This window comes from Paraburkholderia fungorum, assembly GCF_003610895.1.
Taxonomy (GTDB): Bacteria; Pseudomonadota; Gammaproteobacteria; order Burkholderiales; family Burkholderiaceae; genus Paraburkholderia; species Paraburkholderia fungorum_B.
The window spans coordinates 61,686-75,506 of record NZ_MCAS01000008.1; the positions used below are offsets into that span (position 1 = coordinate 61,686).

The window sequence follows — 13,821 nt, forward strand, 5'->3', positions numbered from 1 at the left end:
GCAGCCGGCTTGCCAGCGATAGCTCTTAACCGTTTCCCGGCGGGGGCAAAAACGATCCGCACGCCGCAGCCGTGCGGCGGTGAAGCGCAGTGCGCCTCGGATAGCCGTCCCATTACCGATACGAAAAAAACTGATGAAGCGATCGACACGCGCCACGATCAAAGACGTTGCAACCGCCGCCGGCGTCACGCCGACGACGGTGTCGGATGCCCTTTCGGGTAAAGGAAGGCTTTCCGCTGAGACCCGGGCCCGGGTGCGGGAAGTTGCGAACCAGCTCGGTTACCGGCCCAATGCACTCGCCAGAGGTCTTCGCGGCAGCGGCCTTGGCCTGCTCGGGCTGGTGATTTCACCTGCTCCATCCGCTACGTTGTCCACCGCCTGGTACTGGTCGACGATCGCCAACAAGGCGACTGAAACAGCATTAGCCGCGGGCTACGCATTGGTCCTGCTGCCCTACAACGCGGACGCCCTTTCCACCATGCCGATCCCACTGGACGGCGCGATCGTGGTCGACCCGGTCGCGCGGGACCCGGTATTGAAGTGCCTTCGGGAAAGCGGCACCTTCGTGATTACCGTGGGCCGCGATATCGAGAATGGTCAGGAGCCCTGGGTCGATGACGACAATACGCGCGGCACCCGGCAAATGCTTGCGCGCACGGTGCGTCCCGGTAGCGCCTTGGCCATGCTGGCGTTCGATACCGCCAAGAGTTACTCGAATGACATGCGCGTTGGCGCGGAACAGTGGGCGGACGATACCGAGTCGGCGTTTTTTCTGCAGCTATGCGGCGGCATTGATGAAAAGTCGATCGACGAGGCGCTCGACTCCGTCACGAGTCGTAACGCCGACGCGATCCTTACCCAGAGCGACAAACTGGCCATTGCCGTGCTATCCCGACTACAAGCGCGCGGCCTCAAGGTTCCCGGCGATATTCTTTTGCTCTGTGCATCCGACAGCCCCGACCTTGCCCACACGAAGCCGTCCATTACCGCTACCCACCAGCACCCCGAGCAAGTCGGCGTGCTCGCCGCTTCCACCCTGATCGACAGCATCAAGGGGGCTCAACCACCCGCGCAACAACTGATCGTCACCGATATCATCATCAGACGCTCAGCGCCGGCGTTGCGCGGCTGAGCCCGCAGCCGCGATAGACCGTCAGGCGAGCCAGGGCCTCGGTGCGACGCCGTCCGTCAGAATATCGACACGGTCTTCCCGGACGTGAATCACGTGCTCGAAACCAGCGCCTCGACCGTCTCCCTCGCCGAGGAAACATTCGATTGCCAGGACCATGTCGGGCACGATGATTTCATGTGCCGACTCGGTGATGAACGGGCTTTCGCATTCCAGTCCGAGTGAATGTCCGAAGAACGGGACCATGGCGGAGAACGCCGAGCCGCCGCCTCCCCGGCGTTCCATGCACCGTACGCCCGCCGCGTACAGATCCGACAGCTTACGCCCCGGCTCGACGGTTTCGATCACGGTCTCGACGAGTTGGACCGCGTCTTCGAGCAATTTGCGCTGTGGATCCGTCGGCTTTTTCCCGACGACGATGGATCGGGTCAGGTCGCAGTAGTAGCCGTGGGCGGCAGGCCCCCAGAGGTCCACGTGAAGCAGATCGCCCGCTTCGATCCGGCGCGTGGAATCCCATGTCGGCAATGCCTGCCGGTGACGATACCGGTGCGCCCACGGCCCGCTTGAGATTGCGACATCGTAGGCCCACCCGCCGCTCGCGGCAAACCAGCGAAGTCCCTCGCCGGCAACCTCGCCTTCCGTGCGGCCGGGTTGCGCGGCGTCGAGTACAACCTGCATCCACTCGCAACCGATCCTCGACGCGTCCTTCAGCAGTTCGATTTCGTGCGGGCTTTTCACGAGGCGCAGCGCCGTCAGAATGAAATCGGCTGGCACCAGCGACGTCGTGCCGCCCAGTTCCTGCGACATGCAAACGGCGGCGCTATGAAGCAACCCAGTCTGGCCTGCCAGACCGATTTTGCGACCGCCTAATCCGGATTCGAGCGCGACGCGCGCGGTATCGCGATCGACGTAAGTCGACATCCGGATGTCGCTCACGCCGACGATGGATGGATCGATGTCGTACGCGTCGGTAACGAGAACCGGATCCCGCCCAGGCACCAGCACCAGGGCGGCATGTCCCCTGCCGCGATGCGCGTCGCTGTCGGGAATATGACTCACCGTCGATATGTGGTTGGTGAGATAGAGCAGATCCGCGCAGCCATCGACGTTGGTGGCGCCTCGCCCCCAGACGATAAGACCATCGAAGCCGGCGCGCAGCGCCGATTCGAGAGCGCGAGTTTGCCGCTCATGCAATTCCGCGTCGCTAGGGCGCGGCAGCGACGTGGGGCGGGGTTGAACACACTGCATATAAAACTCCTTGAATAACGACCTGGCGTGCGACCGGACCAGGCGACGCCGCGCGGAGCGGTGCCGCCAAACGTCCTGCCGCTGAACGTCCATCTGGTCGACTAGTGGGATTTGTTCGAAGCAGCCGCGACGCGGAGTTTCTTCCCATGAAAAATCTGCGTTGCAACGACGCCTATGACGACCAGCGTCATTTCGATCGTCGCGACTGCCGCAACCGTCGGATCGATCGTGTCGGTCATGCTTCGATATAACTGCACAGGCAGGGTCAGAAACGATGGTGATTGCAGGAACAGCGCCACCACGAGTTCGTCGAACGAACCCAGAAATGCCAGCAACGTGCCGCTCAGGATGGCGGGTCTGATCAATGGGAATGTCACCTGCCGAAACGTTGCCACAGGGCCGGCTCCCAGACTGGCGGACGCCAGTTCCAGTCTTTGATCGAATACCTGCAATGCCGCCGTTACGGGAACGACGACAAATGGCAAACACAGCACTGTGTGCGCAAATGCGTATCCCCACCACGTTCCGGTGAAGTGCCATCGAAGGAACACAAGGTAGATGCCTAAGCCGACAACCACGATCGGTACTATTTGCGGCGCAAGCACGAGCAATCTCACCAGTCCGACAAAACGGGATCGACTCCGAACGATGCCGAACGACGCCAACGTGCCGAAGATCGCGCATTGAATACCGGTCAGACAGGCGACCAGCAGACTGTTCAGGATCGGTTCGATCCATTGATCTTCGGCGAGTGATCGGTAGCGGTCGAAGGTCCATGCCCGTGGCGGAAAAGCGAAACTGTCCTGCGCGCTAAAACTGATCGGAACGATGGTGACCAGAGGAAGAATCAGCCATGCTGCGATCAGTACGCAGACGACGCCCTGCCCCCAGCGCCAGAGCTGGTTTCTGGTACCGCCGAATTCGGTCTCGCTCATGCCGTGCCTCCATATAGGCGGCTGCGGCGGTTGACCCGGGCCATCAACGCGACCATCGCGAGCGCCGCGACGGACAGCACCAGTGCCATCGCGCCGGCACGTCCAAACGCTGCCGTTCGTTCAAACTGCGAATAAATGACTTGAGCCATGAGCGATTGCTGGGGCGATCCTAAAACAGCGGGTGTGATATAGAAACCGAGTGCCAGCACAAAAACCAGCATTGCCCCGGCGATCAGTCCCGGCAGCGCCAACGGAACATAGATCTGGACAAAGGCTTTCGATGGCGGCGCGCCCAGACTTTCGGCCGCCAGCAACAGTCTGCGATCGATTGCCTGCAGCACGGAGTACAGCGGCAGCACCATGTAGGGAAAAAGGACGTGCACCATGCCCATCAGAACCGCTGTCAGCGTGCCCAGAAATCTGATGCGGCCGATTCCCAGCCACGCAAGGACCGTATTCATAGGACCGGTGGACTGCAGCAACACCACCCATGAAAAATTGCGCAGCAGGATCCCGAGAAACATCGAGACGAGAACCGCGCCCAACATCCAGGTGCGAACTCGCGGGGTCACGATCGTCATGACGTACGCGTAGGGAAATGCGATCAACGCGGACAGGCAGGTGCTGACGGCAGCTACTATGAATGTCCGGACCAGGATAGTCATGTTGGCCGCGTTGCCGAGAAACCAGGTCAGATTGTCCAGTCCGGCGCGCTGAGGCGCATCGAACTGGGAGAACGTTTTCAGGAGCAGCATGCCCGTCGGGTAAACGAACAGGACGACGAGAAATGCGAGGACAGGAATAGCGACCGCCCACCACACATCGCCTCCCGTTCCGCCTTTTCTGGCAGGCAGGCCGATGGGCCCATTCGCTGAAGTTGGAGCTTGCATGGAATCTACCTCGACGGATCTACTTGGAAAACGTTTCGACCCATCGCTGCTGCGCGGTCGCTTCGTTGACAGCCCACCACTTCGGATCCTGAATCAGAAGTTGATTCGAATAGGTATCGGGGTAAAAGGCACGAGCCTGCTCGCTGAGTTGCGGAGCGGGTCCCTTCGTGCCCACGCCATAAGGGAAGCGTTCCGCTAAAGCGACTTGCGTCGCGTGCCGTGCCACGTATTGAAGAAACGCCGTTGCCGCCTCCATATTTTTTGCGCCGACCGGAATGGCGAGATCGTCGTACAAAGTGACGGCATCCTTGAAAACGACCTTGATATCGGGGTTGGCTTTTGCAGCGTTCAATGCCCGCCCGTTGGGAAGCACGGCCAATGACAATTCACCGCTGGCCAGTGCGTCCTGAACCAGCGCAAACGAACCTTTGAAGTCGACCGATGACTTGATGTCACTGATTTTTTTCAAGGCTCGATCAATGTCGACCGGATAAAGCTTTTGTCTAGGCACGCCGTCGGCAATCAGGGCCGCCTCGACCAAGCCGCTATTCACGTTGTTGACTGCGCCACGCCGGCCCGGAAACTTCTTGACGTCGAAAAAGTCGGCCACGCTCGACGGTGGCGTCGAAAAAGCCTTCGAGTTATAGGCCAGTACATAGGAAAACTTGACCACGGGCACGCCACATTTATTCGAGTCCAACGTCGGGTCGATTTGGGATCGATCGATATTGAGTGGCACAAATACCGTGCCGCACGCTTCGTTGACCGTCGACGATTCGATTTCCACGACGTCGACACCGACGTTTCTAGCCTGCTGTTGAAGTTGAAGCCGCGCGAGATCGGGTGAATCCGTCTGGCTGATTTTCACGCCGGTTGCCGTCGCGAATGGTTTCAGCCACGCATAGTCTTCATTCTTCTGGAGATCACCGCCAAAGCCCGCAAAAATCAGCGACGCGCCTTTCAGATCGGGCAAGCTGCCGCTCGCCGTGGCCGCGAGGGCCGTGGGCGACACTGCGGCAAACAACATTGCCACGGATACCGAAAGTGCCAATACATTGCCGGTTTTAGCAGCGCGGCCACGACGATCGTTGTTCATATCTGTTTTCCGTAAATTGAATGTTCAGAAACTAACTGCGACGTTTATCGGAAAGGTGCATCGCCCGTCTTCCGATGAAGGCATCCCGGTGCTTCAGGAAGGCGACGCGGGCACGATGCGCGTAAACTCCGGCGAGAACGCAATGGTGATTTCCGGCCCAGCCGGCATGACCGCATCGGGCTGGCACACCACCTGCGCGACGCCGCCGGCATCCAGATCCGCGACTATCTTGCGCATCGATCCGAGATAGACGACGTCCCGGATTCGCGCGGGTACATGGTTCCAGCCCTCGACACGATCGCCTCTTGCCAGTGCCTTGCTTCGCTCCGGGCGAACGACCACCGCCGCGCGCCCCTGCCGCGGCGTGGCCGCGATTCGACGACCAGCGATACGCCAATCCGGGCCGCTTACCTCGGCACGATCAGAGTCACCCGCGCCGACCTCCCCGACCCAGCAATTCGAGTCGCCGAGAAACTGCGCCACGAATTGCGATTCGGGTTCGTCGTAGAGCTGCGTGGCTGTGCCGATCTGATGTATTTTTCCGCCGTTGAAGACAGCGATACGGTCCGACATCACCAGCGCTTCTTCCTGATCGTGCGTGACGAACACAATCGTGACGCCCAGTTCCTTATGCATGCGCTTGATTTCGAGCTGCACGGATTCCCGCAATTTTTTGTCGAGTGCGCCCAGGGGCTCATCCATCAACAACAGGTTGGGATGAAATACCGTTGCTCTCGCAACGGCCACGCGTTGCTGTTGTCCGCCTGAGAGCTGACTCGGCAGGCGATCCGCGTACGACTGAAGCGAGACCGAGCGCAGTGCGTCGTGTACCCGTTTCTCGATCTCCGCCCGCTGAATCCCCCTTTGCTTCAAGGGGTAGGCAATGTTCTGCGCGACAGTGAGATGCGGGAACAACGCATAGTGCTGAAACACGACGCCGACATTGCGCTTGTGGGCGGCCAAATCACTGACCACTTTTCCGTCGATCAGAATGCGTCCGGAAGTTGGCTTGAGAAAACCCGCCAGCAGGTTCAGCGCGGTTGTCTTGCCTGAGCCGCTTGGTCCGAGCAAAGTCAGGAATTCGCCAGGATTGATTTTCAGATCGAGATTTTCGATTGCGGGCGCCGCGCTGCCGAATCGTTTGGAAACCCGTTCAAATTCGACGCTTGCGGGTCCCGTTCGACGCAGACCCGGATTCGATCTGTCGCCGCTGCCGAGCCCGAAAACGCCGCCCAATCGTCCGCCGCCGATCGCTGCCTCCCGGGCACTTCCGTCGTTATCCACAGTGGCGATCGCCTCACGCACCGCAGATAGCGACCCGTCGACACGCGGCTGGGTATGAGTTGTCTTCACGTAGTCCTTTCCTTTAACGCTTCCAGATCACGAACTCGGGCTAACCCGATATCGAGAAATTTATTCGAGAAGTAACGTTTCTTCAATGAGGGTACACCCTATTGCCACAAAAAAACGGTGTCAATTCGTGTCGTTGCGGCGGGTGTGAAAGCACACGAATTTCCAGACAATATCTAAGAAAAATGCATGATTATGGCCAAATTTTTCGCTTTCCGTCACTGCACGAGACCTCCTCTGTTCGTACGAATACTTAATGTTGACGAGATCACTTGGGTAGATCCGCACTTGACAGTGCGTTTATGAAACTCGATTATGCAGAAACGTTTCTTCTCTAAGTATTTTTCTATCCAGACGTTGGAGATCACATGTCACAAGCGCTATCGGACTCGTTGCGCAGTCCCCTTGCCCAAGTCAACACCGGTCCGCGAGGCCATAGCCTGCTACCTGGCGGCATCGGCAAGACGATGCTTGCCGTCGGACCATGGTCGCCCACCGCCGTGCGCGGCGAAGGCTGGCGGCTATGGGACGACACCGGCCGGGAGCTGATCGACCTGCACGGCACGTTCACCGTCAACGTTCATGGCAATGCCCATCCAGTCATCGTTTCGGCCGTGCAGGAAGCGGCTGCCGCGGGCATGGCCTTCGGGCTGCCAAACCGTCACGAGATCGAACATGCGAGACGCCTGGTGAACCGGCTCACAGGTCTCGACCAGGTGCGCTATACCAACTCGGGAACCGAGGCTGTGCAACTAGCCGTTCGCCTTGCACGTGCTCAAACGGGCCGCTCCCGCGTAATCGTCGTGAACGGCTCCTATCACGGCTGGGGAGAGTCGCTGCTGCCGACGATGGGTCCGCGGGTTGCGCGCGGTATTCCGTCGGGAATGTGGGATCAAACGGAGGTCGTCGGCTTCAACGACGCGGCGGCGCTCGAAAAAATGGTGAACAGCGGTCCCGGGCAATTCGCCGCGATCGTGCTAGACCTTCTACCCAACCGGATCGGCATGGTGCCGCCGGGCGACGCCTTCCTGGAGACGGCCATGCGGCTCGCACGCCGTCACGGTATCGCCCTCGTGGTCGACGAGGTCATCAGCTTCCGGCTGGGCTACGGCGGCCTGGTCGGCGCGCGCTCGCTCGACGCCGATCTGGTCTGTCTGGGCAAGCTCATCGGCGGCGGACTGCCCGTCGGAGCCCTGGTCGGCAAGGTCCATTGGATGGCTGGGCTGGACACGCTCAGTGGTCAATCGCTCGAGCACGGCGGGACCTTCGCGGCCAATCCCGTGTCGATGGCCGCCGGCGTTGCGGCGCTCGATCTGCTGGGCGCACCGGCACTGGCTCACATCGATGCGCTCGGCCAGCGCTTTCGCGACCAGCTTGTCGAGCCGCTTGCCCGGCACGGTTGGCAGCCTCGCGGGCAAGGTTCGCTTTGCCGGATATTCCCGGCTCACGCGCGCGACAACGCCGCGATCCTCGACGTTCAGCGCCGGCTTTGGTGGGCGCTGTATGAGCGTGGCGTGCTCATCGCTCGACACGGTGTGGTGGCCATCAGCACGGTCATGAACAGCGATGTCATCGATCGCGCGGCGTCAGCGGTTGTCGATGCGATGGACCAACTGTCATGAGCACACCGCTTCACGCCAGCACGGTTCGGACAAGGATGCCGCAGCCATGCCGGTAATCACCTGCCTCGACGATCTCAGGTTGCTCGCCAAACGTCGCGTGCCGCGGATGTTTTACGACTATGCCGACAGCGGCTCGTGGACCGAGACGACCTATCGGGCCAACGAGTCCGACTTTGCGCGGATTCTCTTCCGGCAGCGCGTGATGGGTAATCTGGCGAATCGCAGTACCGCGGTTGTCATGGCGGGGCAACCCGCAGCCATGCCGGTCGCCATCGCGCCGGTTGGCCTGACAGGCATGCTGCACGCCGACGGCGAGATCCACGCCGCTCGCGCAGCCGAAAAATTCGGCATCCCGTTCACGTTGTCGACGATGAGTATCTGTTCGATCGAGGACGTTGCCGCCAACACCAATGCGCCCTTCTGGTTCCAGCTCTACATGATGCGAGATCGCGACGCGATGGTCAGGATGATCGATCGGTGCAAAGCGGCGAAGTGTTCGGCCCTGATGGTGACGGTGGACATCCAGGTCCCGGGTCAGCGGCACAAGGATCTGAAGAACGGCATGACCGTCCCCCCCAGACCGACTCTTGCCAATCTGATCAATCTCGCGTCCAGACTGCGATGGTGTTCAGGCATGGTGCGAACGAAGCGCCGCACGTTCGGCAACCTCGTAGGGCACGTGCAATCGGTCAGCAATATCCATTCGCTCTCTGCGTGGTCCAGCGAGCAATTCGATCCACGGCTCTGTTGGGATGACATCAGCTGGATTCGCCGTCAATGGGACGGCAAGCTGATCGTCAAGGGCATCATGGATGCGGAAGACGCGGCGCAGGCCGTCACGCATGGCTCCGACGTCGTCGTGGTCAGTAATCACGGCGGACGGGTTCTGGATCACGCGCCGTCGTCCATTCGAGCGTTGCCCGCCATCGTCGATGCGATCGGGCACAAAAGCGAAGTCTGGATGGATGGTGGCATTCGCACCGGCCAGGACGTACTCAAGGCGTGGGCGCTCGGCGCGCGCGGCACGCTGATCGGCCGCGCCATGGTGTACGGCCTGGGTGCCATGGGTGAAGCCGGCGTCAGTAAGGCATTGCAGATTTTGCACAAGGAATTGGACGTGACGATGGCCCATTGCGGGCACACCGACATCGCGAAGGTCAATCGTTCCATCCTTATTCCGGATACCTTTTAAATCGCAATAACGAGAGCAAACATGAAGATCGACTATCTCACTCTTCCGGGACTGGCTGCCCCGGTGGGTTTTTCCCACGTCACCGTCTCAGGTCCGGGACGTCTCGTTCACGTTTCGGGTCAGGTTTCCAAAGATGCGACGGGCCGCCTGATTGGTGCAGGTGATCTCGCGCTACAGACCGACCAGGTCTATGCCAATCTTTTCGCCGCGCTTGAGGCGGCAGGCGCCGGTCCCGCCGATGTCGTCAAGGTGGTGACTTATGTCGTGGATCTCAGCGCCGAGAAAGCCGCTCTTGTGCGCACCGTGCGCAATCGCTTTCTCGGCAGCGGCCCTTATCCCGCCAGCACGCTGGTCGGCGTCAGTTCGCTGGTAACACCGGAGTTGCTGATCGAAATCGACGCAATGGCTGCGATCGATTGAACGAGCAGACAGGACCGAGCACCCCTGTGCACTTCGACTCCCTGTGTGTCGGCCAGCGGTGCAAACAATCCAGTTTTTTTAGGGAATACGATGAAACTATCCTCGGTCAGGATTGAAGGCCGACTCACCTGGGGGATCGTTCGCGGCAACGAGTTCCTCGACGTGGGTCAGGTGATGATTCACCAGTTTGCCGACCTGAAAGCGGCTATCGCGGCAAATCTGGATGGCGTGGCGCAAGTGTCGGCGCAGGCGCCGTCATATGCTTTGACCTCAGTCGAGTGGTTACCGGTCATCCCCAATCCTCAAAAGATCCTCTGCGTGGGTCTGAACTATGAAATGCATCGTAAGGAAACCGGTCGATCCGACGTGGAGCACCCAACGATATTTGTGCGTTTTGCCAGCAGCCAGACGGCGCATCTTGCACCAATGATCAAGCCGAAGGTGTCGGCCGAATTCGATTACGAGGGTGAGCTTGCGCTTGTGATTGGGAAAGCAGGCCGTTATATCGAACGCGACGAGGCCTTGGCACACGTTGCGGGATACGCCTGTTACAACGATGGAAGCGTTCGCGACTTTCAGCGGCACACGCATCAGTACACGCCCGGCAAGAATTTTCCTGGTACCGGCGCGTTCGGGCCGTGGATGATGACCCCCGATGAACTGGGCAAACTATCGAAACTCACCATCGAAACACGTTTGAACGGGGCAGTCGTGCAGTCGGCATGCTTCGATCAGATGATCTTCGATATTCCCCGGCAGATCGAGTACTGCTCGCAATTCACTTGCCTCGAACCGGGCGACGTAATCCTGACCGGAACGCCCGGTGGCATAGGCGCCAGGAGAAACCCACCACTCTGGCTGCACGCGGGTGATGTCGTCGAAGTGGAGGTCGAGCGACTTGGAGTCTTGACAAACCGAATCGAAGAAGAAGCTTGACCGGTTGATGATCATGCAGTTTTCAGTTCTTCATATTAATAAGCATTCCAAATGATAATTTTCAATTTCCAGAAGGAGAACAATCGTTCATAGAAGTGTTGACGAAAAAACATCGAACGGCCACCAACGCATCGAACAAGACTTGCGCCCGAATTTTGACAAGGGCGACGGCTTACCTATTTCATCGACAGAGGAGTATCTAACGTGAAGAATCACCTTCGATCTGGACTCGCAATCGGAGCAATTACCTTTGCGCCGCTCGCATTGGCGCAAAGCTCCGTGACGCTGTATGGAATCATCGACAATTCGATCCAATATACCCACAATACCGGCGGTGCTAACAATCAGATCAAGCTGCAATCGGGGCAACTTTCCGTTAGTCAGTGGGGAATCCGGGGAACGGAAGATCTCGGCGGTGGCCTGAAGGCGGTATTCAACCTGCAGGATGGTTTCAACGTCAATACGGGGAGCATGTCGGGCAGTTTGCTCTTCGGTCGCAAGGCATACGTTGGCATCGCGAGCGACACGCTCGGTACGATTACGCTCGGACGCCAGTTCGATGTTCTGGACGACCTTGTCATCTCGGTACAAGGCAACAATTATCTGGAGTATTTCACCGCACCCGGCGACGTCGATCTGGCCGACTCGTCAATTCACGTGAGCAACGCGGTCAAATGGACAAGCCCCGTATGGTCGGGACTTCAGGTGGCAGCGATGTATTCGTTGGGCGGTGTGGCGGGAGCAACGGGCTCCGGTTCGACCTATAGCGTTGCGGCAAACTACAACCATGGGCCGCTGACGATGGCAGCGGGGTTCTATCATGAAGACAACGGCAACGCGACTTATTCGTCACGCGGCACGACCAGCGCCGACAGCATTTTCTTTTCGCCCGTCAACGCGGCGTACGCCACGGCGAAGAGCTTCAACATAGCGCGGGCAGGCGCCAGTTACGTCGTGGGCCCGGTTACTTTGGGCGGCTACTATAGTTACTCGGAGTATCTGGCAGACGCCAGTTCAAAATTCACGTCCAGCGAGCGCTATAACAACGGATCGGTGTATGCGTTGTGGCAAGTCTCCCCAGCTACGCAGCTCGAGGTGGGTTACGATTTCCTGAAGTCGCACGGAGATTCGTCGGCCACCTATCATCAGGTCACTATCGCCGCGGACTACGCGCTCAGCAAGCGAACGGATCTCTACGCGTCGGCGAGTTATGAACACGCGTCGGGCAGCAACGGTGCGGGCCCGGCTCAAGCGGTGATCGCCGACGCGTATGTGGACGGAGGAACCAGCACGCAAGAACTGGTAATGGTTGGAATCCGACACCGGTTTTAATCGTTCCTGCTCCACATCAATCTGAGACTGCTCCATCCCGCAACCGGTTTCAAGCGGGATGGAACAGTCTCTTCTTCTATTCACGCAGGCTCGCACACACCATTGCAAGCACGTTCTTTATGTCGGACGTCCAGTTGAGAATGACGATCCTGATTGACTGACGACATGCCGTTCTTCATCGAGCAGGCTGACATCGTATCCGTCCGTCGAAAACTTACCGTTTTCGCGCCTGAACTGACTCATGAAGTCTGGCCAGAGCGTAGTGAGCTTGCCGCTCGTTGGATGCAAATACCAACTGCTGCACCCACCCTCCACCCAGACAGATCCGTTTGCCCTCTCGTAGATACTCTGGACGTAACGCTCCTGAGTTTCGGCTTGCGGTTCAAGCATCGCGCGCTTGTTCAATGCGAATCCCACCGCCTCCTCGATGTAGCGAACCTGCGTTTCAACCATGTAAATGATCGAACCGGCGCCCAAACCGGTATTCGGCCCAAGCATGACAAAGAGATTGGGAAAGCCTGCCACGGTCGTGCAGGCAAACGCTTGCCCGCCGCCATGCCATGCATCCGCAAGCGGAAGCTGGTTCTTGCCAAAAATCCTTTGGGCAATCGGCAGGTCGGCGGCTTCAAACCCCGTCGCCACAACCAGCAGGTCCAGATCGACGCGCCGGCCGTCCCGAAGAACGACGCCCGACGGCTCTACTCTCACGATGCCCGCCGTTTCCAGCGAAACGTGATCTTGCGTCAACGCGGGATAGTAGTCGTTGGAAATCAGGATCCGCTTGCAGCCTATCGCATAGTCCGGCGTCAATTTCTTCTTGAGTTCGGGATTCAGTATTTGCGCGTCAAGATGCTGGCGAGCCGTTCGCGTTATCTGATCGATGAAGGCTGGAACACGGCGCCGCTGAGGAAATCGACTCTCATTTCCCCAGAAAAGTTCATCGCGCAACGCTTGAGCTGAGTCCGGGAAACGCGCAAACATGCCGCGTTCGGCTTTCGTGTATTCATAGTCCTGACGAGGAATGATGTAAGGCGCTGAGCGCTGGAAAACAGTGAGATGCTGAACCGTTTTTTCCAGTTCCGGAACGATCTGAATCGCGGATGCTCCCGTGCCGATAACACCCACGCGTTTTCCCGCGTAGTCATATGAGTGCTTCCACCGAGCAGAATGAAACAATTCGCCTTCGAAACCTTCCAACCCCTCGATACTCGGAAATGACGGATCGGACAGATGTCCCGCAGCCGAAATCAGCGCTGACGCGTAATAGACGGTCGTATTTGTCTCGATCTTCCACAATTTCCGCGCCTCGATCCAGTCGGCACGCAAGACCTCCTCGCCAAACCGTATGTATGGCAGGAGATTCTCTTCCTTCGCCGTCGCACGAAGGTATTCGAGAATTTCCGGCTGCTGGGCGTAAACGCGCGTCCATTTCGGATTCGGACGGAATGAATACGAGTACAGGTGCGACTGGATATCGCATGCCGCGCCGGGGTACGTATTGTCGCGCCAGGTCCCGCCCACGTCGTGCGCGCGTTCCAGCACGACAAAATTGACGCCTTGCTTGCGTTGCAAAGCCGTCGCCATTCCCAACCCGGAAAATCCGCTTCCGATAATTACTACGTCGACAGAAACAGCCGAGTCTTTGAAGTCTGTTGCTTGGTTCATCGTGGT

12 protein-coding genes are annotated in these 13,821 nt (G+C 58.9%); 6 read left to right on the forward strand and 6 right to left on the reverse strand.

All coding sequences use genetic code 11. The features are described 5' to 3' along the window. Positions 1–133: 133 nt before the first annotated feature. Positions 134–1,132: a LacI family DNA-binding transcriptional regulator gene (locus BCY88_RS09540; RefSeq protein ID WP_120344016.1), complete on the forward strand. Its 999-nt coding sequence runs from the start codon at positions 134–136 to the stop codon at positions 1,130–1,132. 21 nt (positions 1,133–1,153) lie between these two features. Here the strand turns inward: BCY88_RS09540 and BCY88_RS09545 are convergent, their stop codons facing one another. The 5 genes from BCY88_RS09545 to BCY88_RS09565 all read right to left on the reverse strand — a co-directional run bounded on the left by BCY88_RS09545 (position 1,154) and on the right by BCY88_RS09565 (position 6,651). Next, on the reverse strand, positions 1,154–2,377 hold the full coding sequence (locus tag BCY88_RS09545; protein WP_183081327.1) for a M24 family metallopeptidase: 1,224 nt from the start codon (positions 2,375–2,377) through the stop codon (positions 1,154–1,156). A 101-nt stretch (positions 2,378–2,478) separates the two neighbouring features. Further along, a complete protein-coding gene (locus tag BCY88_RS09550) occupies positions 2,479–3,312 on the reverse strand; it encodes an ABC transporter permease (protein ID WP_120344018.1) in 834 nt (277 codons plus the stop codon). Further along, a complete protein-coding gene (locus tag BCY88_RS09555) occupies positions 3,309–4,202 on the reverse strand; it encodes an ABC transporter permease (protein ID WP_120344019.1) in 894 nt (297 codons plus the stop codon). Before BCY88_RS09555 ends, BCY88_RS09550 begins: the two co-directional genes overlap by 4 nt. Before the next feature lie 19 nt (positions 4,203–4,221). Continuing rightward, on the reverse strand, positions 4,222–5,298 hold the full coding sequence (locus tag BCY88_RS09560) for an extracellular solute-binding protein (protein WP_120344020.1): 1,077 nt from the start codon (positions 5,296–5,298) through the stop codon (positions 4,222–4,224). Between the two features lie 93 nt (positions 5,299–5,391). Continuing rightward, complete coding sequence (locus tag BCY88_RS09565) at positions 5,392–6,651, reverse strand: ABC transporter ATP-binding protein (protein WP_310796115.1); 1,260 nt, start codon at positions 6,649–6,651, stop codon at positions 5,392–5,394. A gap of 365 nt (positions 6,652–7,016) precedes the next feature. Here BCY88_RS09565 and BCY88_RS09570 point away from each other — a divergent pair, with 365 nt between their 5' ends. The 5 genes from BCY88_RS09570 (at position 7,017) to BCY88_RS09590 (ending at position 12,150) form a co-directional block, all read left to right on the forward strand. Continuing rightward, positions 7,017–8,270: an aspartate aminotransferase family protein gene (locus BCY88_RS09570; RefSeq protein WP_120344021.1), complete on the forward strand. Its 1,254-nt coding sequence runs from the start codon at positions 7,017–7,019 to the stop codon at positions 8,268–8,270. Between the two features lie 46 nt (positions 8,271–8,316). Continuing rightward, on the forward strand, positions 8,317–9,462 hold the full coding sequence (locus BCY88_RS09575; protein WP_120344130.1) for an alpha-hydroxy acid oxidase: 1,146 nt from the start codon (positions 8,317–8,319) through the stop codon (positions 9,460–9,462). Between the two features lie 21 nt (positions 9,463–9,483). After that, entirely contained in the window at positions 9,484–9,882 is a 399-nt protein-coding gene (locus BCY88_RS09580) for a RidA family protein (protein WP_120344022.1), read from the forward strand. A gap of 90 nt (positions 9,883–9,972) precedes the next feature. After that, positions 9,973–10,818, forward strand: a complete 846-nt coding sequence (locus BCY88_RS09585; protein WP_120344023.1) for a fumarylacetoacetate hydrolase family protein — start codon at positions 9,973–9,975, stop codon at positions 10,816–10,818. A 204-nt stretch (positions 10,819–11,022) separates the two neighbouring features. Beyond that, positions 11,023–12,150 (forward strand): porin, encoded by a 1,128-nt coding sequence (locus tag BCY88_RS09590; RefSeq protein ID WP_120344024.1) that lies wholly within the window; start codon positions 11,023–11,025, stop codon positions 12,148–12,150. A gap of 117 nt (positions 12,151–12,267) precedes the next feature. Here BCY88_RS09590 and BCY88_RS09595 read toward each other — a convergent pair whose 3' ends face one another. Next, positions 12,268–13,815: a flavin-containing monooxygenase gene (locus BCY88_RS09595; RefSeq protein WP_120344025.1), complete on the reverse strand. Its 1,548-nt coding sequence runs from the start codon at positions 13,813–13,815 to the stop codon at positions 12,268–12,270. Positions 13,816–13,821: the final 6 nt, after the last annotated feature.